The 26016-nt window shown below is 66.1% G+C and carries 27 protein-coding genes and 1 pseudogene; 13 read left to right on the top strand and 15 right to left on the bottom strand.

Features of this window, described 5'->3' with window-relative positions:
• Positions 1 to 23: 23 nt before the first annotated feature.
• Complete coding sequence (locus ACSGDB_RS01565; RefSeq protein ID WP_434992573.1) at positions 24 to 1277, bottom strand: ISL3 family transposase; 1254 nt, start codon at positions 1275 to 1277, stop codon at positions 24 to 26.
• 229 nt (positions 1278 to 1506) lie between these two features.
• Between ACSGDB_RS01565 and ACSGDB_RS01570 the strand changes: the two genes are divergently transcribed.
• Positions 1507 to 2103 (top strand): hypothetical protein, encoded by a 597-nt coding sequence (locus ACSGDB_RS01570; RefSeq protein ID WP_434992298.1) that lies wholly within the window; start codon positions 1507 to 1509, stop codon positions 2101 to 2103.
• Between the two features lie 296 nt (positions 2104 to 2399).
• Positions 2400 to 3436, top strand: a pseudogene (locus ACSGDB_RS01575) (IS3 family transposase); the annotation flags it as partial.
• Positions 3437 to 3444: 8 nt separating this feature from the next.
• On the opposite strand, the gene ACSGDB_RS01580 reads toward ACSGDB_RS01575, so the two are convergent.
• Complete coding sequence (locus ACSGDB_RS01580; protein WP_434992299.1) at positions 3445 to 4479, bottom strand: IS30 family transposase; 1035 nt, start codon at positions 4477 to 4479, stop codon at positions 3445 to 3447.
• Positions 4480 to 4560: 81 nt separating this feature from the next.
• On the opposite strand from ACSGDB_RS01580, the gene ACSGDB_RS01585 reads away from it, so the two are divergent.
• From ACSGDB_RS01585 to ACSGDB_RS01600, 4 genes are all read left to right on the top strand, one after another.
• Complete coding sequence (locus ACSGDB_RS01585; protein WP_434992300.1) at positions 4561 to 5625, top strand: hypothetical protein; 1065 nt, start codon at positions 4561 to 4563, stop codon at positions 5623 to 5625.
• Positions 5622 to 6893: a PP_RS20740 family protein gene (locus ACSGDB_RS01590; RefSeq protein WP_434992301.1), complete on the top strand. Its 1272-nt coding sequence runs from the start codon at positions 5622 to 5624 to the stop codon at positions 6891 to 6893. The genes ACSGDB_RS01585 and ACSGDB_RS01590 overlap by 4 nt, the downstream gene beginning before the upstream one ends.
• A 354-nt stretch (positions 6894 to 7247) precedes the next feature.
• Positions 7248 to 7769, top strand: coding sequence for a GntR family transcriptional regulator (locus ACSGDB_RS01595; protein ID WP_434992302.1), 522 nt, complete (start codon positions 7248 to 7250; stop codon positions 7767 to 7769).
• Positions 7741 to 8607 (top strand): DUF3883 domain-containing protein, encoded by an 867-nt coding sequence (locus tag ACSGDB_RS01600; protein WP_434992305.1) that lies wholly within the window; start codon positions 7741 to 7743, stop codon positions 8605 to 8607. The genes ACSGDB_RS01595 and ACSGDB_RS01600 overlap by 29 nt, the downstream gene beginning before the upstream one ends.
• A gap of 59 nt (positions 8608 to 8666) precedes the next feature.
• Here the strand turns inward: ACSGDB_RS01600 and ACSGDB_RS01605 are convergent, their stop codons facing one another.
• From ACSGDB_RS01605 to ACSGDB_RS01625, 5 genes are all read right to left on the bottom strand, one after another.
• On the bottom strand, positions 8667 to 9287 hold the full coding sequence (locus ACSGDB_RS01605; RefSeq protein WP_434992307.1) for a TetR/AcrR family transcriptional regulator C-terminal domain-containing protein: 621 nt from the start codon (positions 9285 to 9287) through the stop codon (positions 8667 to 8669).
• A 64-nt stretch (positions 9288 to 9351) separates the two neighbouring features.
• On the bottom strand, positions 9352 to 10314 hold the full coding sequence (locus ACSGDB_RS01610; RefSeq protein ID WP_434992309.1) for a zinc-binding dehydrogenase: 963 nt from the start codon (positions 10312 to 10314) through the stop codon (positions 9352 to 9354).
• Positions 10315 to 10542: 228 nt separating this feature from the next.
• Positions 10543 to 11385, bottom strand: a complete 843-nt coding sequence (locus ACSGDB_RS01615; protein WP_434992310.1) for a glycosyltransferase family 8 protein — start codon at positions 11383 to 11385, stop codon at positions 10543 to 10545.
• 33 nt (positions 11386 to 11418) lie between these two features.
• Positions 11419 to 12087: a D-arabinono-1,4-lactone oxidase gene (locus ACSGDB_RS01620; RefSeq protein WP_434992313.1), complete on the bottom strand. Its 669-nt coding sequence runs from the start codon at positions 12085 to 12087 to the stop codon at positions 11419 to 11421.
• A complete protein-coding gene (locus ACSGDB_RS01625; protein ID WP_434992314.1) occupies positions 12056 to 12625 on the bottom strand; it encodes an FAD-binding protein in 570 nt (189 codons plus the stop codon). Before ACSGDB_RS01625 ends, ACSGDB_RS01620 begins: the two co-directional genes overlap by 32 nt.
• Between ACSGDB_RS01625 and ACSGDB_RS01630 the strand changes: the two genes are divergently transcribed.
• From ACSGDB_RS01630 to ACSGDB_RS01640, 3 genes are all read left to right on the top strand, one after another.
• Positions 12567 to 12824 (top strand): 4-hydroxythreonine-4-phosphate dehydrogenase PdxA, encoded by a 258-nt coding sequence (locus ACSGDB_RS01630; RefSeq protein ID WP_434992316.1) that lies wholly within the window; start codon positions 12567 to 12569, stop codon positions 12822 to 12824. The genes ACSGDB_RS01625 and ACSGDB_RS01630 overlap by 59 nt on opposite strands.
• A 10-nt stretch (positions 12825 to 12834) precedes the next feature.
• On the top strand, positions 12835 to 12981 hold the full coding sequence (locus ACSGDB_RS01635; RefSeq protein ID WP_434992318.1) for a hypothetical protein: 147 nt from the start codon (positions 12835 to 12837) through the stop codon (positions 12979 to 12981).
• A 315-nt stretch (positions 12982 to 13296) separates the two neighbouring features.
• Positions 13297 to 14055: a DUF6994 family protein gene (locus ACSGDB_RS01640; protein ID WP_434992319.1), complete on the top strand. Its 759-nt coding sequence runs from the start codon at positions 13297 to 13299 to the stop codon at positions 14053 to 14055.
• 42 nt (positions 14056 to 14097) lie between these two features.
• Here the strand turns inward: ACSGDB_RS01640 and ACSGDB_RS01645 are convergent, their stop codons facing one another.
• The gene (locus ACSGDB_RS01645; protein ID WP_434992320.1) at positions 14098 to 15093 is read right to left on the bottom strand and encodes an alpha/beta fold hydrolase; all 996 of its coding nucleotides are present in this window, start codon (positions 15091 to 15093) and stop codon (positions 14098 to 14100) included.
• A 6-nt stretch (positions 15094 to 15099) separates the two neighbouring features.
• Positions 15100 to 16461, bottom strand: a complete 1362-nt coding sequence (glnT, locus tag ACSGDB_RS01650) for a type III glutamate--ammonia ligase (RefSeq protein ID WP_434992322.1) — start codon at positions 16459 to 16461, stop codon at positions 15100 to 15102.
• 128 nt (positions 16462 to 16589) lie between these two features.
• On the opposite strand from glnT, the gene ACSGDB_RS01655 reads away from it, so the two are divergent.
• Together ACSGDB_RS01655 and ACSGDB_RS01660 are read left to right on the top strand one after the other, a co-directional pair.
• Positions 16590 to 17297: a TetR/AcrR family transcriptional regulator gene (locus tag ACSGDB_RS01655; protein ID WP_434992324.1), complete on the top strand. Its 708-nt coding sequence runs from the start codon at positions 16590 to 16592 to the stop codon at positions 17295 to 17297.
• 124 nt (positions 17298 to 17421) lie between these two features.
• Positions 17422 to 18765: an ammonium transporter gene (locus tag ACSGDB_RS01660; protein ID WP_434992325.1), complete on the top strand. Its 1344-nt coding sequence runs from the start codon at positions 17422 to 17424 to the stop codon at positions 18763 to 18765.
• Positions 18766 to 18840: 75 nt separating this feature from the next.
• Here the strand turns inward: ACSGDB_RS01660 and ACSGDB_RS01665 are convergent, their stop codons facing one another.
• A complete protein-coding gene (locus tag ACSGDB_RS01665; RefSeq protein ID WP_434992327.1) occupies positions 18841 to 19761 on the bottom strand; it encodes a nuclease-related domain-containing protein in 921 nt (306 codons plus the stop codon).
• Positions 19762 to 19957: 196 nt separating this feature from the next.
• On the opposite strand from ACSGDB_RS01665, the gene ACSGDB_RS01670 reads away from it, so the two are divergent.
• Complete coding sequence (locus ACSGDB_RS01670; RefSeq protein WP_434992329.1) at positions 19958 to 20179, top strand: hypothetical protein; 222 nt, start codon at positions 19958 to 19960, stop codon at positions 20177 to 20179.
• A gap of 79 nt (positions 20180 to 20258) precedes the next feature.
• Here the strand turns inward: ACSGDB_RS01670 and ACSGDB_RS01675 are convergent, their stop codons facing one another.
• Positions 20259 to 20687: a hypothetical protein gene (locus ACSGDB_RS01675; RefSeq protein WP_434992330.1), complete on the bottom strand. Its 429-nt coding sequence runs from the start codon at positions 20685 to 20687 to the stop codon at positions 20259 to 20261.
• Positions 20688 to 20922: 235 nt separating this feature from the next.
• Here ACSGDB_RS01675 and ACSGDB_RS01680 point away from each other — a divergent pair, with 235 nt between their 5' ends.
• Complete coding sequence (locus ACSGDB_RS01680) at positions 20923 to 22473, top strand: alpha/beta fold hydrolase (protein WP_434992333.1); 1551 nt, start codon at positions 20923 to 20925, stop codon at positions 22471 to 22473.
• Between the two features lie 28 nt (positions 22474 to 22501).
• Here the strand turns inward: ACSGDB_RS01680 and ACSGDB_RS01685 are convergent, their stop codons facing one another.
• The 4 genes from ACSGDB_RS01685 to ACSGDB_RS01700 all read right to left on the bottom strand — a co-directional run bounded on the left by ACSGDB_RS01685 (position 22502) and on the right by ACSGDB_RS01700 (position 25954).
• Positions 22502 to 23125 carry a TetR/AcrR family transcriptional regulator C-terminal domain-containing protein gene (locus ACSGDB_RS01685; protein ID WP_434992335.1) on the bottom strand — a complete coding sequence of 208 codons (624 nt, stop codon included), beginning with the start codon at positions 23123 to 23125 and terminating at the stop codon, positions 22502 to 22504.
• A 65-nt stretch (positions 23126 to 23190) separates the two neighbouring features.
• Entirely contained in the window at positions 23191 to 24288 is a 1098-nt protein-coding gene (locus ACSGDB_RS01690) for an alcohol dehydrogenase catalytic domain-containing protein (protein ID WP_434992336.1), read from the bottom strand.
• Positions 24285 to 25787, bottom strand: coding sequence for a purine-cytosine permease family protein (locus ACSGDB_RS01695; RefSeq protein ID WP_434992338.1), 1503 nt, complete (start codon positions 25785 to 25787; stop codon positions 24285 to 24287). Before ACSGDB_RS01695 ends, ACSGDB_RS01690 begins: the two co-directional genes overlap by 4 nt.
• The gene (locus tag ACSGDB_RS01700) at positions 25784 to 25954 is read right to left on the bottom strand and encodes a hypothetical protein (RefSeq protein ID WP_434992340.1); all 171 of its coding nucleotides are present in this window, start codon (positions 25952 to 25954) and stop codon (positions 25784 to 25786) included. The genes ACSGDB_RS01695 and ACSGDB_RS01700 overlap by 4 nt, the downstream gene beginning before the upstream one ends.
• Positions 25955 to 26016 lie beyond the last annotated feature (62 nt).

Genomic DNA, 26016 nt, shown 5'->3' on the forward strand with positions numbered 1-26016 from the left:
CCCTTCGGACATCCGGTGGGGGGTCATTGTTTGAGGCCGCCGGCGGCGAGGAGCATGCGGAGTCGGTAGTTGTGGCGGTTGCGGTAGCCGCGGGCGAGGCGGCGGTGGAGTTCGATGATGCCGTTGATGGCTTCCGTGCCGCCGTTGTTCGTGCGGTTGGTGGTGAAGTAGGCCAGGAACGCCTGACGCCAGCGCCGTAGGGTCCGTCCCAGGCGGGCGATTTCGGGGATCGGGCAGGTCGCGAAGGTATCGGCGATGTCCTCGGCGATCCTGCGCCCTTCTGTGAGATGCTCCGCGCGGTAGGCCGAGCGCAGCCTTTGTGCGCACTGCCAGGCGATGAAGACCTCGTCGTGGACCGGGTTCGCGTCGATCGCGGCGGTGAGCCGGGCGCGTTGTTTGTCGGTGAGGTTCTCCTCGCCGGCACGCAGGATGGTCTGGATTCCGTAGAGCGGATCGCCCTTGCGTCCGCGGTGGCCGAGGGTGTCCTGCTGGACGCGCCGGCGGACCTCGTCCACGGCATGGGTGCCGAGTTTGACGACATGGAACGCATCGAGCACCGCGACGGCGTCCTCGAGTGTGTCGTCGATGGCTGTCTTGTAGCCGGCGAACGGGTCCAGTGCGGCGACGTGCACGTTGTTGCGGAACGCCTCGCCGCGGGCTTGGAGCCAGTCCCTGTAGGCCTTCCCGGACCGTCCGGGAACCAGATCCAGCAGCCGGGCCCGTGTCTTGCCGTCCTTGTCGCGGGTGAGATCGACCATGCCGGTGAGTTCCTTAAGGCCCCGTCGTCGGGGATCGACGTGGTGCCAGATGTGCTCATCCACGCCCAGGGAGCTCACCCCGTGGAAGCGGGATTCATCGGCTGCGAGCCGCGCCAGTTCGGGTTCGACCGCCCGCCACACCGTCTTCCAGGAGGTGCACAGTTGCCGGGCGATCCCCGCGATCGTGGCGTGCTCGCGGCGCAGCTGCCCGATCGCCCAGACGGTCGCGCGTCTGGTGATGGATCCCCGCGCTTTCACGAGTGTTGGGACCTGCTCGAGGAACACGCCCCGAGCACAGTCGGGATCGGCGCACCGCCACATGCGTTGGCGCCAGATCACCTCCACCCTGGTCGCGCCGGGCACGTCGTGGAGCACCCGCCGGCGGCGGCCCCGACCGACCGCGATCACCCCGCATGCCGGACACCCCATCGGTTGCGGCGACGTCGACACGGTCACGACGAGCACGCCCTCCAGGCGCTGGACCTGCTCGACATGCACCCCCTCGAGGCCCACCAGCAGATCGCAGCGCGAACACGCCCGCGAACAAGGACAATCGGCAGGGCGCGCACCGGCGCGCCTCGAACTATGGTGAGACACGTCGAGGTCCTCGGACTAGGAACAGCGGTTGGCGCTACTGATCCTCGGGGACCTCGACCCCTTCCCGCCACCCCTCAACCGGAAAGTCTCAGGTCCTCACCCCCACCGGATGTCCGAAGAGCCCAGAAAGCCTTACAGGAAGGAGTGCCCAATGCCGGCCAATAACCCATGGCTTAGGACCCTCACGGCGGCGACTGCCGTGCTCATGATGGGAATTACAATGGTCGCATGTGTTGAAAAGGAGCCAGTCAATACAATGTCGGATAAAACGATGCCGGAGAAGACGATCAGCGCTAGGGAAGGGCGGGACCGAACGGTCGAACTCGTCATCAACACCACCAAACAGCTCGACGTCACCGGGTGGTGGCCCCGCATCGGCGTGGCCTGGGCTCAGGAGTGTTCCCTTGGAGGTGGTGAGAAGGGCGCAAGCTATAGCTACGACCACTGGGCGCCGCAAGGAACAGACCATATTGAGGACGCAAAACGTGTCGCCGAGTATTGGGAGTCCCTTGGCATGACTGTACGCACCGTAAACCCGACAACACATCCAGTTGTTTTTGCAGAAGGCGGCCCCGTCGCCCGGGCCGAATTCGATACCGATGCATCGGAAAAGTCGTACAGTGTTGGTGTAACGGCTCTTTGCTCACCCGGTGAAGCGTTTGCGCTGAACGACGAGGACGAAGCAGAGCGAGATCGAGGCAAGGTACTCCCCGGAGACGAAGGGATCGTCGTGCAGGAGGACCCCTAGCGATAACTCCACGATGCAAGCACAGTTGAACGCTGATATCGAGTGCTGACCAACAACGGAGCGGCCCGCAATTGGCTGTGTGCGCCAGTGGCCATCTGCACACCCTTACTTCCTTCACCTGGACATCAAGCGGCTCTTCACTAACGAGGGCATATCTGGGGGGATCCTTGGCTCGAGGGGTTCGATGATCTTCGGGTGAGCTTGCTGCGGCCTCAATTGTTGATGTGGGCGGCCTAGGGATTTCGGACGGTGGGCCCTCTTAAACTGAGGGTGCTACTGGAAGAGAGATCCGCAGGATGAGTGCTTCACGACGACGTTTCACCCAGGAGTTCAAGGACGAGTTGTGTCAGGAGGTGATCAGCACTTCCAAGCCCATCAAGGACGTCGCGACCGCATACGGTGTGGCACCTGAGACGTTGCGGAACTGGCTGACCAAGTACCGTCAGTCCCACGGCGGTACCGAGGCCGCGCTGACCGTCCCGGAACGGGCCCGGCTGAAGGAGCTCGAGCGCGAGAACCAGGAGTTGCGGGCCGAGACGGCGTTCCTGAAAAAAGCCAGTGCTTACTTCGCCAGGGAGCAGCGGTAGTGAGCAAGTACGAATACATCGATTCCCAGAAAATCGACCCGGCAGAGTCGAACCCGGTGGCGTCCATGTGCCGGTGGATGGGAGTCTCCACCTCCGGCTACTACCACTGGCGGACGCGCCCGCAGTCAGCGACCGCGGCCCGCCGCGCAGTCCTCGCAACCCGGATCAGGACCTTCTTCGAGGCCTCCGACGGCACGTACGGGTACCGGCGGATCCACGCGGACCTCGCCGCGGAGTCGGTCGAGTGCTCACCGGAACTGGTGCGTCAGATCATGCGCCAAGAGGCACTGGTGCCGTGCCAACCGCGGCCGTTCCGGGCCATCACCAGCGCCGATGCCGAGGCCGCCGCGAGTATGCCGGACCTGGTTCGGCGGGACTTCAGCGCGGACCGGCCCGGGGTGAAGTTCGTCGGGGACATCACCTACCTCCACACGTGGGAGGGATTCGTGTATCTGGCCACCGTCATTGACTGCTACTCCAAGAAGGTCGTCGGCTAGGCTATCGCTGACCATATGCGCTCCGAGTTGGTCGAGACCGCGATGACGAACGCTGCCGCGACGACTTGGATCGCCCCGGACGCGATCTGGCACTCGGACCGCGGGTCGGTCTACACCCCGGCCAGTTTCAGGGCCCTGGTCACCGGCCTGGGCATGCGCTCATCGATGGGCCGCATCGGCGTGTGCTGGGACAACGCGATGGCGGAATCGTTCTTCTCGGCGCTGAAGAACGAACGCGTCTACTGGACCGCTTGTTGTCAACCGGTGGAAGCAACATTGTCGGTGAGTAGTCGGGTGAAGACTTCCCGGGGTGTGAGGTAGCCCAGGGTGGCTCTCGGTCGGTCGTTGAGTTCGTCGGCGATGGCGTCGAGGTAGGGCTGGTGGCTGGTGATCTCGACGCCTTTGGGTAGGTATTCGCGGATCAGCCTGTTGGTGTTCTCGTTCGTGCCGCGCTCCCACGGCGAGTGGGGGTGGGCGAAGTAGACCGGCAGATCGGTGGCGACGGTGAGTTGGGCGTGGCGGGCCATTTCGGTGCCTTGGTCCCAGGTCAGGGATCCGCGCATCAGCGCCGGCAGGTCGTTCACCCGGTCGATGAGCACATCGGCCAGACCCGCGGCCTTTTTGCCCTCGGGCAGGCCCAGCATGATCAGGAACCGGCTCGAGCGCTCCACCAGGGTTGCGACCGCACTCCTGCCGGCCTTACCGACCACGAGGTCTCCTTCCCAGGAGCCCGGTATCCGCCGGTCCGCGGCAGTGTCCGGGCGGTCATCGATGCTGACCATGCCCACGATCCGGCCACCGGTGCGCTCACCCAGGGGTTTGCGGCGTTTCCGGGTGGTCTGCTTGGACTGCAGCAGGATGCCCTCGCGGGCGAGTTCGCCCTTGGGCATCGCGTAGATCCACCGGTAGATCGCTTCGTGTGAGACGGTGCGGCCCTGCGCGTCGGGAGATTTGACCATGCGTCCCACGCTGGAGTCCGCGGCCTCCAAACGCAAACGACCCGCGACCTGCCGCGGTGTCCGGGAGCCTCGGAGGTCCGCTTTCACCCGGGCCAGGAGGACCTGATCAGCGTCGATCTTGCGGACCTGCGGGCGCTTCCGACGGTCCTCGGCCCTGCAGTCAGCGGTCACCGGCTTATAGCCGCGGGTTCTCGTCGTGTTCCTGCGCCGTTCCCGCCACACCACCGTGTGATCCCGCCCGATGTCGGCTCCGATCCGCCGGTCGGAATGACCCGCTCGGATCCCAACCGCGATGTCCGCCCGATCCGAGAACGTCAATGCTCTGCGCCCCACCAGGCAACTCCCTCTATCCAGTTATGTTGTTGCTACGACGCTATGACACCAAGGTGTGCCTTCGGCAAATTAGTTCGCAGCGTGTGGGATCAGCTCGAGAGCGGTGCCGTTCGTAATCCCTCGCTCAGCCACCTGCTCGACAAGTACCTTCAGACTGTGTGGGAACTGGCGCTCGCTGCTCCTCTGCCCTATGTCGAGGGGAGTCCCTCAAGCTTGCCGATCGACGCCGATCTGTTTGAGCTGCCTGGCAACCAACCTGGTGCTGCAACCGAGATTTCGCATGACCAGTTCAAGAACGTACTTCCAGAAGAGGTAGTAGGACAACCATCTTCCCTCCCGTTCGATGTGTTTTTCGATGACCTGCAACTTCAAAGACCTATTGTTTTCAATTCCTTACCTGCAACAAGTCATGCACTTACACGGCCCTTGGTTTTCGCTGGTCATCTGATCGAAGGGTTTGAAGGGCGTGACGAAGCGGATACGACAGGGACACTGGAGTTCTACGCCTACATCATGTGGGCGCCGAAGATTGCACCCGTCGAGCACAACGGCGTGATGATTCGTGTGAACGGCGCGAGCGGGACTCTTTTCGACCGCTCCTTCCTTCAATTCCAGATTGCTGAACTGACTCGGCTTCGCCAGCTATCGTGTGAGGTGTTCGTACTACGCGGCTTCGAGGGCGCACTCAACATCGATCGTGAAGCCTTTAATGCATCTCACCCTCATGCCCTACGACTGACCTCTTGGGTGCACGCAGCAGTCGCCCGCGTAATTAATCAGCAAAAGAGTCTTGCCAATGCAGTGCGTCGGGAAGCGCGGAGTTCAGCAAGTAGCGTCGAGCGAGACAGGCTTGAGACAATCGCCCGCGAAGCGTGGCAGAAGCATCGGAACGTGGATGAAGAATTTCCCGAAATCGTTTGGTCAGACTCATCGCGAGCGCGCACATTAGAGAGCATTTCACTTGAACGTGAAATTATTCTGGGTAACAGCGCGGACAAAAACGATCGGGGTGCTGTTAGGCGGCGTCGGCAAGTGGTAGCCATGGCCCAGGTTTTAGCTGCATTCAACCTTATGGACGACTTCGAGCGGGAGGAGTTCCATGAGCTTCTCCGATATCTCGCCGATGTGCTGGAGGCCGACGCGTGAGCGATGATTTCAGCGACGATCAGTTGGAGTTCGAAGAATTCGACGTAAACAGCGTAGTTGCCAAGTCATCCTACGCGAGCGCCTACCTTCCCGCAGTAGATCTGACTCCTGCCCTAAAGCCCTGGCATAGACCACACAAGCATTATGTTCGCACGCGCCAGTGGCTTAAAGCGGTGCAAAGCCTCTTAGGAGACCCGGCGTCTGCTGCGCTGCGTAGCGATAGCGGAGTGGAACCGAACAAGACAGTCCTCAAATACCTGGGCTTACCGGGAAGTGACCTAATTGATCTTGACATGATTCAGCAGGAGTGCTTGCGCCGCGACATACAGCTCCGCTATCTAGGTTTTGATGATGCTTCCAGAGGATCTGATGCTGATCTTGCATATTTAGCCTTGAATGAAGAAATTCTAAAACGGCGTGGCGGAATACATCGCGAAAGCACAATTATTCCCGACAACATTTCAGAGCTGGGGTTGATTAACTCTATGGCGCGCCATGCTGTCGGAGATAACACTTTTGACGTTGTCAACATTGATCTTTGTGGCAGTCCACTTGCGGACCCGGCCGGCAATGCTCGTACAATATATAGCGCATTGTCAGGGGTGCAGTCCATTCAATCTGCCCGGACTAGACCGTGGCTCTTGTTCATCACCGGTGCGTTCGATCGTCGAGGTTCGGGGCCTAGACAGCTCGAGAACCTTAGGGGTCTCGTAGAGGTTTTTCAATCCGCCTTGGAAGGCTGCCCCATCGCGCAGGGCGAAGTACACCGGGTCTTTGGTTCTGATCCCCTTCCAAAAATTCTCGAGCATGAAGGTTGCTCCGAGTCAACCCATGCGCGGCTAGCGGTGTTGAGTTTCGTAGCCTGGTTGGCAGCGATTAGTAGAGGCCACGGTCACTCGCTACACAACCTTTTGAGCGTTTTAGCGTACCGCACTGATGAATCACAAGAAGATCCTCCGATGCATAGCCTGGCAATTCGAGTTACGCCCAAACTGGCCATCCCTCCTGACGCAACTGGTCTACTACCGAATTCACCCGAATCGGACGCCAGCGCGACGACTTGCAATGAATTCTGTCAGTTTGTAAAACGCACCGAGAAAATTGTGGATGTTGATCAAAAGCTGTGGGATGACGACTCCCTCTTCAATGAACTAGTTGTCGAAATCAGTGCCTTGCTCGAACAGCGTGGTTATGACGTTGGGTCTTATCAGGCGAGTCCCCTTAGCGCCCGATTGTCTTATCCTAGCCGCAGCAGTGGAGCGGTTTAGTGGCAAGACTAGTCGTCTTGGGTCATTGAGTTGGTGGCGGATCGATGAGGGCGTGAGGCCGGGAGCGTTGCCGATCGCTTTGTGTGATCGATGGCAGTTATAGTGGATATTCCAAGACCTGGCGGCGCGTTGCGTCTCTATGGTGGGTTTGCAGGGCTTGGAAAACCTATTTCGCAGAGGTCTGGGTGTAGCGGTTCACATTGCCGTAGTAGTTCGGATTGTTGAAGCGTGCGCCGGGGTGGCGAAGATGCTCCAGTTGAAGCCCTACGCCCGGTGGTCCAATACGCGGTAGGTCACATCCCGGGTGGTCTGGTCGCTGCCGTGGCGGCAAGAGAGTCACTCGCCCCAAAGGCCGTGCCTATTCCGCGGCACACTGTCCTGCTTCTACACACCTGGCTCCCCTTCCCGGCGTTCTCCGCGCTTACCGCGGAGGACTTGCACGACGCGTCCCTCCACGCCGTCCTCGGGGAGCGGTTCGATGTGCAGATCGCCTCCGGGAAGCGGCAGATCCGGGCCGTGCCGGGGGACGCGGACCTGTTGCGGTTGCTGCAGCTGAAGGCGTCGTCGCCCGTCCTGCTGCTGGAGGGCACGAGCTTCGACCAGGACGGGCGACCCGTGGAGGTCTTCTCGACCTGGCACCACCCGGACCACGTCGTGTTCGACATCGACATCCAGCGGGATACCGAGGTGCCGAGCTGGGCGGGCGAGCAGGGCGGGCTGGCGTCGTCTGCTGCCGACGCCCCGGACGCGGTTGCCGACCGTGCCCGCCAGCTGGGCGCCGCACCGACTGAAAGCCGGGCAAGTAGCGACCCGGCTGGACGCCTCTCCGCTTGCCGAGCCAGCCGAAGTGCTCGCGTATCCTGGCACGATGGCTAAAGCGCGGGGGAGCAACTGGACGGACGCGGAGGTAGGCGCCGTCGTCGCCAGCTATTTCGGGATGCTACGGCTTGAACTGGCCGGGAAGTCGTTCAATAAGGCCGAGGAGAACCGAAAACTCCAGGCGATCATCGGCCGCACCAAGGGCTCGATCGAATTTAAGCACCAGAACATCTCCGCCGTCATGATCGAGGCCAAAGGGATTCCGATCGACGGCTACAAACCGATGAGCAACGTCCAGGACCGGCTCCGGACCGCTGTTCTGGAGGAGTTCCAGAGTGACCCCGACCTGCGGCGGCTCATGCTCCGATCGGTCGAGGATGCGGTCCCGCCGATCAGCGGTCCCGCGGATTTGCTGGTGCAGACCGATGCGCCCGTCCTCGACCTGGCGGGCCTGCGGGCGCCGCACACACGCACGGGTCGCTTCGTCGACTTCCAGCAGGTGGAGGCCCAGCGGAGAGATCTGGGGCTGGCCGGGGAACTGGCCGTCGTCGCTCACGAACAGCGCACCCTGAGGAGTCTCGGCAGAACCACGCTCGCAGAGCGGGTGGAGCACGTCTCCGCCACGCGTGGCGACGGGCTGGGCTATGACGTCCGCTCGTTCGAGCCGTCCGGCAGGGAGAAATTCATCGAGGTGAAGACCACCCGGAGCATCAAGCAGCTTCCCTTCCTGGTGTCGCGTAACGAGGTCGAATTTTCGGCCGAGGTTCCCGACCGGTTCCATCTCTACCGCGTGTTCCAGTTCAACAAGCCGCAGATGGGCTTCTATAGTTTGGTCGGCTCCCTACGCAGCACCACGACGCTCGACCCGGTCATGTACCAGGGGCGGCCGGCCTGACAGCCGCCAACGGGACAGTACTCCCCTGCTCGACTAACCCGCGGAGCCCACGGGTGCCCTCAACTTTGGGGAAGCAGCGCCTGGAGGTGGGCGATGATCGCCGCCACACCGACCTCGAAGCTAAGATCGGACCGCTTTCCCGCGAGGGCGGCGCCGGCAAAGACACAGTGCAGCGCGGGCTGGCCCTCGGCGTCGGTGAGCCAGGCCAGTTCCGGGGACGCCAGGTCCAGTGCGGACCCGAGCATGAAGCTGTCGAGGACGGTCACGGCCACCACAACGTCGTTCGCCGCGAACCACTGCTCCACGAACACGGCGGCGAGGTGCTCGTAGATGTCGAGCGTGGCCGTGTCCGTCACGGCCTCCCCCACGAGCAGCGGAATGGCCTTCGCGTGCTGGCCGAGGGCGCTGCGGTAGCTGCGCGCCCACGCCGCCGCCCGGTCCCGCCAGTCGGGTCCCGCGGTGAAGAAGTCGCCGGAGGCCAGGGCATCGGAGCCGATGACGGACCGGATGCCGTTGATGATCTCCGGCCGCCCCTGCACGTGGTGGTAGATGGAGGACGGGCTGACCGACAGCTTCCTCGCGAGCCCCGGCAGCGTGAAGTCCCCGACCTCGTCGACGAGCTCCAGCGCTGCCCGGTAGATCTTCTCCGGCGACAGAATCGCCTGGCGTGGCCGCCCCATACTTCCCCTCACCGCGGCTGCGCCGCCTCTGCTGGTCCAACCGTACGAAAATTCGGCGGCGACCTCAGAACACGATCACGCTACGGGCCCGCTCACCCCGGCGCATCGCGTCGAAGGCCTCGTTGACGTCGTCCAGCCCGATCCTGTGCGAGATGAGCGCATCGACGGGCAGCCGCCCCGCGAGATACAGCGCGGCCAGGCGCGGGAAGTCCCGCCCGGGCACGGTGGAGCCGTAGTTGGAACCGATGAGCGACTTCCCGCTCTCCGCGAGCGCCAGCGCGTCGATGGACACTGGGCTGTCCTCCGGCGGCAGGCCCACGATGACGGCCTTGCCGCCCGCCGCGATGAGCGACGGGAGCGATTCGATCGTCTGCACCCGCCCGATCGCCTCGAACGCGTACGCCGCGCCTTCCCCGGTAATCGCGGCGATCTCCTCCGCGAGCCCGTCCGACGGCACGAGCGTGTGCGTGGCGCCGAACTTCCGCGCGGTCGCGAGCTTCTCCTCGCTGAGGTCGACGGCGATGATCGGGTTCGCGCCGACGAGACGCAGCGCCATGATGATCGAGAGCCCCACGCCGCCGGTGGCGACGGAGCAGCCGATGAGGCTGGCGACGTCGAACGGGACCTCCTCGGGGATGCGGATGGCGCCGGCCTCGGGCACGACGGCGTACTCGCTCATGGACCCGACGGTCAGGTACGGGAACACGCGCTCGCCGTCAAGGGTGAGCGGGCTGCTGCCGTCCGGCAGGAGGCATTCCTCGGACCGGCTGCCCGTGCAGACGTAGGACTTCCCCGACAGGCACGCGGTGCAGCGCCGGCAGGGGTAGAACCAGGAGAGGATCACGTGGTCGCCCACGGCGACGTCGGTGACGCCGTCGCCGATGGCCTCGACGGTCCCGGCACCCTCGTGGCCCCTGACCGTGGGCAAGGGCAGCTTCCAGTCGCCGTCGAGCACGTGGCGGTCGGAGCCGCACACCCCCGACGCTCCCATCCGGGCGAGGACGCTTCCGGGGACTGGATCAGCCACGGTGACGAGCTCGCGTCACTGTCGCGCGCATGGAGGCGCTTGTCGCGGTGGATGACGACATCGTTAGGCTGAGCGCGCTGAACGCCGAGTTTCACGGCGGTGCGGCCACAGGGAGGACGAATGGGTCGAAGTCCTCATGCGGACGCACATCTTGGTGGCGCGGGACGCAATTGGTGCGAACCCGACCGGGGGTAGCAGGGCTGAGACCGAGCACCTTCGCCTGCGGACTCAGGATCCGACGGGCGCGCCCAGGGTGTCGGCTATCTCCCACCAGAGCCGGTTCACGTTGACGTACCGGTCGGTGGGGTCCAGCGGCTTCGCCCACGGCTTGTCGATGATGTAGTGGATGTTCTTCACCGACGCCGGATCCCAGACCGACGGGTGCTGGTGCGGCAGGGTCTTTAGCGCGTTGTACACGTAGGGCAAAGGACGCCAGCGGTCGCGGTAGTACTCGTTGAGGAAGTCCTGCTCGGCGAACGGGTAGTGGGACAGATCGTCCACGCCTGCCAGCCGGACCACCATGTCGGCGAGGACGGCCTCGTCGGGCGACAGCACGAGGAAGCCGCCGTTCAGGTAGTTGTCCGTTGCGTCCGGTTCGGTGACGTGGTCCCCGCCCCGGCAGTGCGTGTAGAAGCAGGTCTCGGGTGTCCAGCTCGGCGGATAGCTGGCGATCCGGTTGGGGTTGCACCGGCAGGCGTGGCAGGCGGCGATGGCGCCGTCGGCCAGGTCCAGCGAGAACAGCTCGTCCATGTTCCGGGTCACCAGCATGTCGGCGTCCAGGAAGACGACGCGCTCGAACTCCGTGAGGCCCCAGACGGCCAGCTTGGTCCACACCTCCGCGAACCGGGCGTTGGCGTAGCTGTCCGCCGACCCGCCGGCCGGGCGCAACGGTGCCACGTCGCGCAGGAGGCACCCGTCGTCCTGGAGGAGGCGCCGGGCCTGCTCGTCGATCCCCTCGGTCACCATGACGACGAGGGGGGCGGTGCTGCCGGAGCGCTCGAGCGAGGCACGCAGCGTCCGGACCCCGATCAGGTAGTCGGGTTGGGTCAGCAAGGTCACCCAGGCGTTCATCGGTGGTGCTCCTGTCCTAGTGGTGGGGTCGGGTCAGTCGAGGAGCGCATCGGTGAAGGCATTCGCGAAGCGGTGGTCCGGGTCCAGCGCCTCGCGCACCCGGCGGAAGGCCTCCCACTGGGGGTAGAGCGCTGGCCAGTCGTAGAGGGACTCGTCGAAGTACTTGCCCCAGTGCGGCCGGCCACCCTCTTCGGCCAGGGCCCGCTCCACGGCCCGGAGGAAGCTGTTTCCCTCCTCGGACAGCGAACCGTCCGCCGCGTAGTAGACCACGAAGCCGAAGTAGCAGGTGTCCTGGCCGTTGGACGGGCTCAGCCATCCCTCGGACGCGCCGGTGCAGCGCAGGATCACCGGGTAGTGCATCCGGGGGCGCGTCTCCGCGTGCCAGTCCTTGATCTTCCTGATCACCGCTCCGGCCTGCGCGAGCGGGATGCCGATCTCCACGTTGATCTGAGGAGTCGCGATCCCCTTGCAGAACACCTGGTAGATGTCACCCGTGACGTCGGTGAAGTCCCGGAAGCGCGACACCGTGCGGAGCGACTTGCCGTTATCGGCGACGCCCTTGCTGTCGTCGCGGAGGTGCTGCAGCGTGGACTCGATCGTGCTGTTCATGGACGTATCGGTCGTCGCGTACTCCACGAGCTGGCTGCCGCCGGCCCGGTAGCGCGCCACCTCATCGTCGGTCGCCTCGTTGGCGGTCCACACCTGGACCTGGTTCTCTTGGGGGAACCACCACGCCTTGACCAGGATGTTCTCCCGGTTCCAGGTCCAGATCCGTCTCGAGGGTGCCGGCGTCGACGGCCTTCTTCACGCAGGTGTAGATCATCGACTCCCGTGCGCGCAACGTCACGGCGGTGATCACGCCCAGTGAGCCGAGGCCGAGCTGGACCGCGGGGAAGTCCGGGTGGTCACGGTCGAACTGCGCGACCGTGCCGTCGGCCAGCACCAGGCGGATGGCCAGCGCGGCGCCGGCGATCGAGCTCTGCTGCAGGCCTTGACCGTGGGTTCCGGTGGACAGGGCGCAGGCCAGCGTCTGCTCGGCGATCACCCCGGGTGCGGCGTCCAGCATCTGCCCTCGCGCGGTGAGGAACGCGTACACCTCGACCAGGGAGGTCGAACCCGCGAAGGTCGCGGTGTCCTCCGTGCTGGAGATCAGGCCGCTCAGCCTGCTCAGGTCCAGAAGCGTGCCGGCACCGTCCGCGACCTCGATCATCCGGCCGGGCGACATCCGGCTCCCGATCATCCGGACCCGGCCGTCACTGGTGGACAGGAAGTCGCACAGCTCCGCCTCAGTGGATCATGGCACGGCGTTCGACATTGCCGGCCAGGGCATCGCCCGCGAGGCGAGCCTCGTGCTGTCGATGCGGCGAGCTGCCGCGCTGGCGCCGGGCTGGGGCCACGTCTGGCGGGCAGCGCAGAAGAAGGAGCGGGTTGGCACCTAGGATCGGAATCATGACTAGCGATGAAGACCTCGATCCACCCGTGCCCAGCTACCTCGAGGGCATCGAGCTCAACCGGGTCCATGACGGGAAGGTCATCGAGGAGCATGACGACGACGCGTCGTCCTCCTCGGACGGTGCCGGCGGAGTAGGCCTCTGATCAACGTAAATCGGAGCAGATTATGGCCGACGTAGACACCCCTGGTTCTTCGGAACGTCTGTTGAACCCAGGGAGCACGAGCCGCTTCACCTGCAGCTCCGCGGGCATCTGCAAGCGCAGATCCTGAACCACTCGCTGCCGCCGGGCGCCTCCCTTCTAAATTCAGACGCGGCATGCAAGAGATTTCAGTGAACAGTTGGGGCGGCTCCGGAGTAAATGACCTCGGCGGAGCTCGTACCTCGGGTGCGGCGCGCCACAGAAGGTGCCGGCAGCGGCATCTCTATGGAATGCCTATGGTGCGCATACAATTCCACAATGCGCGTCTTCGATACTTCTTTTGATTACAAATCCGACAAACCGGCGAAGTCGCGACCCGACGCGGGTAGGGACAGCAAAAGACTTCGACTGGACCACCAATTGCTGTGGACGAAGGAATTGAACTCCCGCGTGCTCTTCGCCCCGACCGCGCCATCGGTCCGACGGAAGGGCTACCTCATTTTCGAGGACACCGCCGGGGCGCACCATTGGTACGGCAGCGACGCCATCACAGCCTCCTACACCCGATGGCTACGTCCGAAACCCCTGGTCGACGCCATCGCCGGACTGAATGAAGAGCAGCGGTCTCGTTACCTCGACCCGCAGTACACCATCGGCAGTTCGATGATTTGGCCGGTCCGGAAGAAGGACCGCCCCACGATGAACACGGCACGAGGGTTGAGACCGGTGATCGCTGACCGGATGGACCTGACCCTCGAGTGCATCCGCCGCCATTACACAGGAGAGCCGGGGAGCCCGCTCTCCGACGTCACCCGCGCCTACGAGGATTTCTTCGCGCTTTTCGACGGGTTCAAGGAGTTAGTCAATTTCTTCCATCTCCAGGATCTCGTGACGCTGGACTACGACGCAATTCAGTTCTACCTGCCGTTCGACAATTTCGAGCGCTCCGGGACACCAGCTACAACCGATGAGTACGTCGCGTACCGGGATGCCACGCTGACGTTCATCGCGCGCCGGGAGAATCGAATGGCCGAGTGGGTCAGTAAGCACCACTCGGAGATCGAGGTTCGCCACTAGCGCCACGATTCGCGCTGGGATGCGATCGGTGGCACTGGACGCTCAACTCCCTAGGAGCTCCTGTACTGCCGCTCGGATCTGCGCCGTCTCAGCCGCCCGAACACCCGGACGCCCCGCGACGTGACCGAGATCGGACACCAGCGGGCGCAACTCCCCCTGCTGCAGCAGCTCAACCTCCCGCTCACTGTCCGCCTGCGGGAAGTACAGGTCGGTGCTGCCCGGCATCACGATGGCCCGGGCCGTGATGCTTCCCATTGCACCCTCGAACCCGCCGGGATGGTGCTTCCCGACGTCGGCCCGCTGCCAGGTCCCGAGCATCGCGAGGAGGTCGTTCGCGTCCTCCCGCTCGTGGTCTGCGGCCCAGCCCTCGATCACCGCTGCCAGCGACGGGTACCCGAGCTCCCGATAGGTGCCCTCGCAGAAGAACTCCTGCGAATACGCCCACCCGGCGTAGACGGTGCCGAACGCGCGAAGTCCCTGCACCGGCGGCGTGACATAGCGCCCCGCCCGGAAGGCCGGATCGGCCAGCAGCGCGGACTTCACCCCCTCGAGGAAGACGACGTTGTGGGGCGAGCACCGTGCCGCCCCGGCGATCGGGAGGATCGCCTCCACCAGGCCCGGGTACCGGACCGCCCATTCGTAGGCCTGGAGCGCCCCCATGGACCAGCCCGCGACCAGCCGGATCCTCTTCACCCCGAGGTGCATGAGCAGGCTGTGCTGCGCGATCACGTTGTCGGCGATGTCGACGTCGGGAAAGTTCGCCCCCGCAATGTCGGGATGGGCCCGCGAGGGCGACGTCGACGCCCCGTTCCCTAAGAGGTTCACCGCGACGATGAACCAGTCAGCCGGATCGAACAGCCGGCCCGGGCGGATCCACGGTTCGTAGCTCGCTGACGTGCCCGTGTAGTAGGACGGCAACAGGATGCAGTTGTCGCCGTCGTCGTTCAGGCGGCCGTGCGTCTCGTAGGCGAGGCGGGCCGAGGGCAGGTCCGCGCCGGAGACCAGCCCGAACCTGCCGAGGTCGAAGTCAGCGAGCATGGCGACCTAGAAGAACTTCAGGTAGCGCTTGGTCTCCCACTCGGAGACATGGGCCTGGTATTCGTCCCATTCCTGGCTCTTGTAGTCGATGTAGGCGTTGTACATCTTCTCGCCGAAGACCTCGCGGGACAGGCTGTCCGCCGCGAACTCCTCGATGGCCTCCCCGAGGCTGCGGGGCAGCAGACCGAGGCCGTTGGAGATGATCTCCGCCTCGCTGTAGTTGTACATGTTCTCGGTGTGCGGCTCTCCCGGGTCGAGGTTGTCGCGGATGCCCTCTAGCCCGGCGGCGAGGATGATCGCGGCGCCCAGGTAGGGATTGCCGCTGATGTCGGCGGCGCGGCACTCCACACGGCCGCCCGCGAGGGGCACCCGGATCATGTTGGTGCGGTTGTTGTTGCCGTAGCTCACGAACACCGGCGCCCACGTGGACCCGGACATGCTGCCCTTGCGGACCAGCCGCTTGTAGCTGTTGACCGTGGGCGCGATGACCGCGCAGATGGCGGGTGCGTGCTTGAGCACGCCGGCGATGAACTGGTAGCCGAGCTTGGAGATGCCGCAGCCGCGGGGGTCGTCGTCGGTCTCGAAGAGGTTCTCGCCCGTCTCGATGTCCGCGAGGGACATGTTGAAGTGCGCACCGGACCCGCTACGGTCGGCGAAGGGCTTGGGCATGAAGGTGGCGAAGTAGCCGTGCTTTCGGACCATCTCGTTGGCCATCAGGCGGAAGAACACCGCGCGGTCGGCCATGGTGAGGGCGTCCGCGTACTTGAAGTCGATCTCGAACTGGCCCTGGGCGTCCTCGTGGTCGAAGGAGTAGACGCCCCAGCCCATCTCGTTCATCGCCTCCACCATCTCGGTGAGCCAGTCGAAGTTGTCCAGCGCCGCGGGCGCCGTGTAGCAGGGCTTGCTGAGGTTGTCCCGGTCGCTGACCTCCACGGGACCTTCGGGGGTGTCCTTGAGGACGAAGAACTCGGTCTCGATGCCCAGGTTGAAGGTGAACCCGAGCTCCTTGGCGGCCTCCAGCTGGCGCTTGAGGATGTTCCGCGACGCCGCCTCGAACGGCTGGCCCTCGTGGTACAGGTCGCTGGAGAAGTAGGCGACCTCCTTGCGCCAGGGCAGCTGGACGGCGCTGTCGAGATCGGGCCGCGCCGAGAGCTCCTCGTCACTGATGTCCTGGGGCAGCCCGTCGAGCGCCGCCCCGGTGAAGAGCTCGGATCCCGCGGCCATCTGCGACAGATGGGCCAGGGGGACGAACTTGGTCTTGATGTTCCCGTGGAGGTCCACGAAGCTCGACATCGCATACTTGACGCCCGCCTCCCGAAGCTTGCGCTGGACGGTCTCGACGGCTGCTTCTGCTGTTGCCACGCTCATGACGATCTCCTGTTCGGTTCCGCAACGCCCACCGGCTTTTCGATAAGCTATTGAAAGTCTCGTGCCGAGCAATTTCGATAGAGTGTCGATATTGTTACGGCGGCGTAAAACCCACAGGAGGACGAGGATTGGAACCGACGAAAACCCCGGGGGCAACGGCGGGCCGGCCCCGCCTGAGCGGATCAACCGGTGAATCACCCCGCCAGGAGATCATCCGTGAGGCGACGGCACTCTTCGCCGCCAAGGGATACGCGGAGACGACGATGAGCGAGATCGCCCGCAGCGCCGGGCTTCGACAGTCGTCCGTCTACTACTGGTTCGCCCGCAAGGAGCACATCCTGCAGGCCCTCCTCGAGGAGAACCGCGGCTCACTCCAGGTGGCACAGGCGCTGGAACCCGCACCGGGCCCGGCAGCAGCCAGGCTCTATGCGGTACTCCACGCCGACGCCGTCCAGCTGTGCGCCTCGCCCCTGGACTTCTACGAGTTCGAACGCGTGGCACGCTCGCAGCCACAAAACTTCGGCGCCTTCTTCGAGGACTACAGCGAACTGCATCGGCTGGCCGCATCGATCATCCGCCAGGGTGTCGACGCCGGCGAACTCAGGAGCGTCGATCCGGAGGCCGCCGCAACCGCCGCACTCAGCCTCAACGAGGGTCTTCAGCGCCACTACCGCCAGCCGCTCCCCGGCCTGCGCACCTATACGGCCGACGACGTCTCCGCCCTGAGCGCCGACACCACCCTCGCCTCGCTCCTCCGGGCCCCCGATGATCTTCCCGCGGTCCGGACCGAGGCCGCAGCCCTGTCCGCACGCGTCAACCCCTCGACGGAGAGTTAACGCGGTCGTAACGATTTCGATATTCCATCGAAAAGGCAGAATCCGAGTATTTAGATAGCGTATCGAAACGCTGCTCCCGCCGGGCACCGCGGGGTGCTTGCTTCTAGCCGTCATGGAGAATCGAATGGACACTGCTGCAATTGCGGGCAATACGGCGTGGGTTCTGACCGCCGTCGTCGCCGTCGCACTGATGCTTCCGGGGCTCGCCCTCTTCTACGGCGGGATGGTCAGCCGTCGGACCACCATGAACATGATGCTCATGGTCTTCGGCTCCTTCTGTGTCGTCGGAGTCCTCTGGGTGGCGTTCGGCTACTCCGCGGTCTTCGGCTCGTCCATCGGCGGGCTGGGCCTGCTGGGCGATCCGCTCGAGTACGCCGGCCTGGGGCAACTGCTCACGGCCCCCGACGATGCCGCCCTGCCACCGCTCGCGCTGGCCGCCCTGCACCTGATGTTCGCCGGACTCACCGCAGGCATCGTGGCCGGGGCCGCCGCCGACCGCATGAAGTTCAGCGCCTGGCTCGTCTTCGCCGGCCTGTGGGCGACGCTCGTGTACTTCCCGGTGGCGCACTGGGTGTTCGCCTTCGATTCCCCCGACGGGGCGGTGCAGGGCGGCTGGATCGCCAACACCCTGGGCGCCATCGACTACGCCGGGAGCACGGCCATCCACGTCAACTCGGGCGTCGCGGCCCTCGCCCTGGCGCTGGTCCTGGGCAAGCGCCGCACCTGGCCCGTCCAGCCGAAGGCACACAACCTGCCCTTCACGCTGCTCGGCGTGGGGCTCCTGTTCACCGGGTGGATCGGCTTCGACGGCAGCGGCCTCGGCGCCGCCGACAACAACGCGGCAGTGGCGGTCTTCAACACCGTTGCGGCCACCTGCGCCGGCGTCTGCGTCTGGCTCCTCGTCGAGCGACTCCGCGACGGACACGCCACCACGCTCGGTGCCTCCTCCGGCGCCATCGCCGCACTGGTCGCGATCACGCCGTCGTGCGGTGCGGTCACGCCCCTCGGCGCCCTGGCCATCGGCGCCGCGGCAGGCGCCGTCTGCTACTTCGCCGTGTCGCTGAAGTACAAGCTGGGCTTCGACGACGCGCTCGACGTCACGGCGCTGCACTTCATCGGCGGCGTGGGGGGCGGTCTGCTGATCGGCCTTCTCGCGACGCCGGAGGCTCCGAGCGGAGCGACGGGACTGCTCTACGGTGGCGGCTTCGATCTCCTGGGCCGCCAGGCCGTCGCCATCCTGGCCGTCTTCACCTACACCTTCACCGTCACCTGGGTGCTGGCGAAGGTCCTCGACAGGACCATGGGCATCCGGGTTGCGGCCGACGTGGAAGCACGCGGGCTCGATCTCGCCCTCCACGCCGAGAACGCCTACGAGAACGGCTCGGACAAGGCCCATTCACCCCGAGGCCACGCCGAGCAGTTGCATGATCTGGAGGCGGCGGACGCGAGCGTCGAGCCTCGCGTCTGAGGTGGCGGCGGGGCGGCGTCGTCGTCCCGCTTCCGCAACATCAGCGGTGGCGGCACCCGCCTGCCTGGGGGTCGGCTATCCAGGCACCTCGGGCCGCACGACGCCGGGTGTCGGCTGCGAGGGCGGCGTCGACAGCGATTCGGCGAACTGCTGGAACGCTCCCGCCCCGATCAAGAGCACCAGCGCCAGCAGCACTAGGCGCAACATCGCACCGAGACAGCCAGGCTCCTTCTTTCGGCGTCGTCGGCTGGCAGGGGTGGCGGTCCGAACGCGCGGCGGCAGGTGCGGTCGATGGGAGGCAACGGGGCGGGCGGCAGCCGCCCGCCGTGCTGCCAGCAGCGACGACTCGACCGGGGGTCGATCGAGCAGGGCCGTCGTCGCTACCGCTGGGCTCTTCGGCCCCGCCAGCAGCCCCTCCAGATACTCGTGGATGGCATGGGCGAATGGCTGCTCGAGGACTGGCGGGAGCGCCAGCACCGCGTCGACCAGGCGGTCGATCCCGACGACGGTCGTGCCGGTGCTGGTCGAGCCCGCGAGGTCGGGCTGTCCGACCAGGCAGATCCAACCCTGGGCCATGCTTCGATGCTGCGGCTCGAGCAACGCTGCCACAGCAGCACTCTGGTCAAGCGCCGACGCCGTCTCATGCTTGCGCGTGTAGCCGTTCTGGTACAGCACGCCGTCGCGCAGGCGCACGTCGCCCGACCAGTTCTTGGCATCGATGATCAGGACGCCCCCGGGACCGACGGCGACGTGGTCGAGGTTCGCCTTTGGCCGGCCGGGCCAGTGCACATCATGAAGGATCTTCCAGCCCTGGAGCTCCAGCCGGCGCAATTGCTCGCCGACCCGCGCTTCGCCCTCGGCTCCGGCGAGCCATGCCTGCTGGGCCTTCCGCGCCTGCGCAAGGTCGGCCTCCAGCCGCTCGAGCTCAGCCTCCAGCCGGGAAACCCGGTCACCAATTCGCTGCGCCCGCTCGGCCGCACCCTGCCCTGCTTCCATGTTCTCCCCCTACGTCTGCGGCTCAAGCCTAGGAGGGCTTCGGCGCGACGAAGCGAAGGAAAGCCCTAGGAGAACGGCAGGATTCCGGTTCGAACCGGAATCACTTCCGAGTCCCGCGCGCGGCCGGGTGGGCGACGTCGGGCCAACGGGTCGCTCGGCCCTGCCGGCTCCGTGCGACACCCGCCATGATCGAACGATGAAACAGAGAACTTCCGAGGAAGCCCTGAAACAGTCTTACCCGGGCATCGGCATCGCCCTCGGTGCGGGGGCCGGATGCGCCATCGGGGTGGCGATCGCCGGCGGACCTGGTATCGCGATCGGCGCCGCCATGGGCGCGGGTGTGGGTCTCGTGGTCGGCGCGATCGCCCGGTCAGCGTCGGGATCGTCGGGACAGTCGTCGGGCAGTCCCGGCGCCTGATCGCGAATATTGAATCCGGATTCGGACGACGGCGGCGCCCACCTGAGCCAGTCGCTACTCCGGACCGGGACACCGCCCGTCACCGCCGCAAGGACCCCCAGTCAGCGCGTGCTGCCGGTATCAGGAAGGCGAGCGCCGGGACGCTCCACAGCCAGATACCGAAGCTGAACAGCATGAGCCCGAAGTGGAAAGCGATGACGCCGACCCAGCCGACTTTGGCCGCCCCGCCGCCGCGCAGGAGCAGGATACCCAGGGTGGCCTCGCCCAGCGAGACCGCCGTGCCCCACCGTGCCGGAGCGGCCATGAAGATCTTGTCCCAGGCCTTCTCGACCAGCGGGATGTAAGCACCCTTGGCAAAGGAGGCATAGTACTGCGGGTTCGCCATGACGATCCCGAGGTGCATCCCTCCCGTGAACAGGAAGAGCCCTCCGGTGATCTTCCGACGGAGCCCCTTTCGCTTCCCCTCGGCGGGATGATCAGGGGCGGATAGTGGCTGGTGCTTCGTCATTTTCAGCATGCTCGCCTCGGCTTCCAAAGGGCCCGCACCGCGGGCGGCGGACTCGTGCCTTCCTCATTGTCGTGGGCGCGCCGACGAGGCACAGGGTCCTTGGTCCCCGGACGATGCCCACGCGGAAACCGACACTCGCCACCAGTCGGACCTTCGGCCCTGTCAGGGCAGGGACTGTCCCGGAATGCTGGAGGGAATCCCGGCCTGCGACGTCCGGAAGGACGACTGACACATCATGGCTACCCCGGTCGACACAAAGCCCACCTTCTCCCACCGCATACGCACGCTGATGGAGCCCGTCTGGGCCGACCGCCGGATGGGCGCTGCCGTGGCGCTGGCCGTCGCCGTCGGCTGCGGTCTCCTGCTGGGCTGGTGGACTCCCCGAGGTCCGCTCACCACGGCGGAGTCGCTGGGAACGATGCTCTTCTGCCTGCTGGTCGGCGCCGCCGTCGGGTTCATCCTCCGGTCGCGGTGGGCCATGCTGGCCGCGCCCGTGGTGGTCGTCATCGTCTTCGAACTCACGCGCATCGGCACCGACGGGCCCACCGTCGACGACATCGCCACCAGCCCCTACGGCATCTTCGCGTTCATCGTCGGGCGCGGTTTCCATGCCCTCCTCGCCCTGCCCGCGATGATCCTGGGTGCGGCACTCGGCGCCGGAGCAGCGCGACGACTCACGCGCACCCCTGATGAGGCCCATCGCGCGAGTGCCGGCGTCGTCGTCCGCCGTGTTGTTGCGGCCCTCACGACGGTGGCGCTCATCGCCCTCGCGGTCGTCGTCGCCCGCCCGGCCAGCACGGCCCCGATCGAGGCCGCGGACGGGGACGCGGCGACCACCAGCATCGCCGAACTCACGACCGTGGAGAGCGGGGGCAAGGACCTCGGCCTCATGCTGCGCGGCGCCGACGTCGACAATCCCGTCCTGCTGTTCCTCGCGGGCGGCCCGGGCGGCTCGGAACTGGGCGCCATGCGGAACCATCTGCAGCTGCTGGAGGAGCACTTCGTGGTCGCGACCCTGGACCAGCGGGGCACCGGGACGTCCTACCCGGCGCTGGACCCGGCGTCCACCCTCACCCTGGAGAGCTCGGTGGAGGACGCGATCACCGTGACCGACTACCTGCGGGAGCGCTTCGGCGAGGACAAGATCTACCTGTCGGGACAGTCGGGCGGGACCGTCTACGGCGTCCTCGCCGTCCAGCAGGAGCCGGAGCTCTACCACGCGTACATCGGCACCGGGCAGATGGTGGACCCGCTCGAGACCGACACCATCTTCTACGAGGACACCCTCGTCTGGGCAGAGCAGTCCGGCGATACGGCGCTCGTGGAGGAGCTGGAGCGGATCGGCCTGCCACCCTACGAGGACATGCTCGACTACGAGACCGCGCTGTCCTACGAACACCAGGTGTACCCCTACGACCGCACGGGCAACTCGGAGGGCGAGGGCGGGTTCTCGGAGAACTTCCTCGTTCCCGAGTACACCCTCATCGACCAGATCCATCTGCTCGGTTCGTTCATGGACACGTTCGCGGTCATCTACCCCCAGCTCCAGGACACCGATTTCCGCACCGACGTCACCAGCCTCGAGGTCCCCGTCTACTTCGTGCAGGGCGCGCACGAGGCGCGGGGACGGGCCGAGCCGTTCGCCGCATGGTTCGACGTGCTGGAGGCCCCGGTCAAGGAGTCCACCGAACTCGCGACCTCCGGCCACCGTCCGCTGTTCGAGCAGCCCGACGAGTTCGTGGCCTATCTGCGCGACACCGTGCTCGTCCGGACCCCGCCGTCCTGACCAGCCGGCCCCGCCACCCGCGCGCGGGTCAGGAACCGACCGGCAGCAGCGACTCCAGGTACGCGATGATCGCCGCCACGCCGACCTCGAAGCTGACATCGGAGCGCGGCCCCTCCAGGGACGCACCGGCGAAGGCACTGTACAGCGCCGGCTGGCCCTCCGGGTCTGCGATCCACGACAGTTCCGGGGACGCCAGGTCGAGCGCGGATCCGAGCATGAAGCTGTCGAGGACGGTCACGGCCACCACGACGTCGTTCGCCGCGAAGCCCTGCTCCACGAACACCGCGGCGAGGTGTTCGTAGATGTCGAGCGTGGCCGTGTCCGTCACCGCCTCCCCCACGAGCAGCGGGATGGCCTTTGCATGCTGGCCGAGGGCGCGGCGGTAGCTACGCGCCCATGCCGCGGCGCGGTCCCGCCAGTCGGGGCCGGCCGTGAAGAAGTCCCCTGCCGCGAGGGCGTCGGAGCCGATGACGGACCGGATGCCGTTGATGATCTCCGGCCGCCCCTGCACGTGGTGGTAGATGGAGGACGGGCTGACCGACAGCTTCCTCGCGAGCCCCGGCAGCGTGAAGTCGCCGACCTCGTCGACGAGCTCCAGCGCTGCCCGGTAGATCTTCTCCGGCGACAGAATCGCCTGGCGTGGCCGCCCCATACTCCTCCTCTGTACCGCGGCTGCGCCGCCCTCTGCTGGTCAGACCTTGCGAAACGTCGGCGACCTCAGAACACGATCACGCTACGGGCCCGCTCGCCCCGGCGCATCGCGTCGAAGGCCTCGTTGACGTCGTCCAGCCCGATCCGGTGCGAGATGAGCGCGTCGACGGGCAACCGCCCCGCCAGGTACAGCTCCGCGAGCCGCGGGAAGTCCCGCCCCGGCACAGTGGAGCCGTAGTTGGAACCGATGAGCGACTTCCCGCTCTCCGCGAGCGCCAGCGCGTCGATGGACACCGGGCTGTCCTCCGGCGGCAGTCCCACGATCACGGCCTTGCCGCCCGGAGCGATGAGCGAGGGAAGCGACTCGATGGTCTGCACCCGCCCGATCGCCTCGAACGCGTACGCCGCCCCTCCCCCGGTGATCGCGGCGATCTCCTCCGCGAGTCCGTCCGACGGCACGAGCGTGTGGGTGGCGCCGAACTCCCGTGCGGTCGCGAGCTTCTCCTCGCTGAGGTCGACGGCGATGATCGGGTTCGCGCCGACGAGCCGCAGCGCCAGAATGATCGAGAGCCCCACGCCGCCGGTCCCGACGACGACGGCGGACGTCCCGGCCTCGACGCCGGCGTCGTTCACCACGGCGCCGAAGCCGGTGGCGACGGAGCAGCCGATGAGGCTGGCGACGTCGAACGGGACCTCGTCGGGGATGCGGATGGCGCCGGCCTCGGGCACGACGGCGTACTCGCTCATGGACCCCACGGTCAGGTACGGGAACACGCGCTCGCCGTCGAGGGTGAGCGGGCTGCTGCCGTCGGGCAGGAGGCATTCCTCGGACCGGCTGCCCGTGCAGACGTAGGACTTCCCCGACAGGCACGCGGTGCAGCGCCGGCAGGGGTAGAACCAGGACAGGATCACGTGGTCGCCCACGGCGACGTCGGTGACGCCGTCGCCGATCGCCTCCACGGTCCCGGCACCCTCGTGGCCCATGACCGTGGGCGAGGGCAGCATCCAGTCGCCGTCGAGCACGTGGCGGTCCGACCCGCAGACCCCCGAGGCACCCATCCGGACCAGGACGGTGCCCGGGGCGGGATCGGCGACGTCGACCGTCGTCAGGTCGAGGCGCTGCGAGCCGCGGCGGTGGACGGCGGCGCGGGAGGTGCGGCTCATGCGCGGCCCTCGACCTTCTCTGCGTCCACGTCCGCCGCGTAGCCGCCGACGCCGCGGCGGACGTAGAGGACCTTCGCGAGGACGTAGTAGACGACGCCGCCCACGATCGCGGCGGGGAAGGACGCCGTGATGTACCCGAAGACAGGCAGGGTGGTGAGCGTGACCGGGTTGTAGATCACCAGATAGAAGGCGGCCCCGACGGCGACGGCGGCCATCCCGGCCCAGTTGATGCCGCGGTGGAAGTGGTAGGCGCTCTCCTGCCGGTGCTTGTACAGGTGCTCCAGATCGACGCGCTGGCGGCGCAGCAGGAAGTAGTCGGCGATGATCGCCCCGCACATGGGGGCCAGGAACGCGCCGCTGAGCGTCACGAAGGCCATGAAGCGCTGGTACATGAACCCGGGGAAGAACGCGAGGACGGCCGGCAGCACGAAGAACGCCGCGCACAGCCACGCCCACCGGACCCCCGAGAGCAGGGTGCCGCTGGCCTGCCGGATGGCGAGCACGGTCGAGTAGACGATCGAGGAGGTGCTGGTGATGTTCGCGAAGGCGATGAACAGGAGGATGAACGCGCCGAGGATCGGCCCGCCGAAGGGCAGCATCCAGACGGTCGGGTCGGAGTCGCCGAGGGTCAGTGCCGCGGCCATGCCGACCACCTGCGCGATCAGTGTGGCGCCGAGCAGCCCCAGGTAGGACGGCCAGAGGGCTGCCTTCGGGGTCTTGGTCAGCCGGGCGAGGGAACCCATGACCGGGTACCAGGACACCCCGACGCCCACGTTGAACTCGACGGCGAGGGCGAAGTTGAGGCGCTCGTCCTCGAACGGGGCGAGCGGTGCGGCGCCGGTCAGCGTGTCCCACGAGGTGTTGAGGACGAGGAAGACCATGAGGAAGACGGTCACGACGATCAGGCCCGGGGCGATGAACTTGTTGAACCGACCGATGGTCACCGGTCCGCGAGAGAGGATCCACCAGGAGACGGCGATCGCTCCGAGGGCGAAGACCGTGATCATGAGGCTCTCGGGCCCGAAGTCGGTGCCGAACGTGGAGTTGGAGACCTGGGTGACGGCCCGGCCCACCATGATGGCCAACAGCGAGGACCAGCCCATCTCGGTGATGAGGATGACGGTGAAGACGAGGAACCCGACCCCCACGAGGCCGAAGACCGGCCGGAGGATGGTGTACTGCTCCACGCCGTAGCGCTGGCTGGCGACGACGCTGGCCAGGATCATGAACCCGAGGCCGATCGCGTTGCCGATAATCATCGCTGCGATGCCCTGCTGGAAGCCGACGAGCAGCGCCGTCGACCCGCCGACGAGGAACGCCCAGGTGGCGATGGCGAGGCTGATGTTGACGCCCGTGAAGTCGGCGCCGTTCCAGATCCGCTCGCTGCGCAGCAGCGGCAGCGACCCGAGGGAGCCGCCGGTGCCGGCGTCGGGGGTGGCCTGCTTCATGGAGGCGCGGCCGGGGAGCTTCCGGACCGGCTCCTGCCTGTCCCGGCTCACAGCGCCAGTACCAGGAACCCGGCGAGGGTGATGCCGAGGGTCACGAGGGCGTACAGGCCGAGGTGCCGTCCCGAGAGGGCGGCGCGGGAGGCGTCGTCGTGCTCGGAGGTGGCGATCTCGCTGAGCCGGGCATGCAGGTCGTGCGCCGTTGCGTCGGTGGGAACCATGGGCGTTTCTCCAGTAATCGAATGTCGTTCGGTTTCGATACATCGTTGTGCCTATCATGAGG

This window comes from Arthrobacter sp. Ld5 (assembly GCF_051172775.1).
Classification (GTDB): Bacteria; Actinomycetota; Actinomycetes; order Actinomycetales; family Micrococcaceae; genus Arthrobacter_D.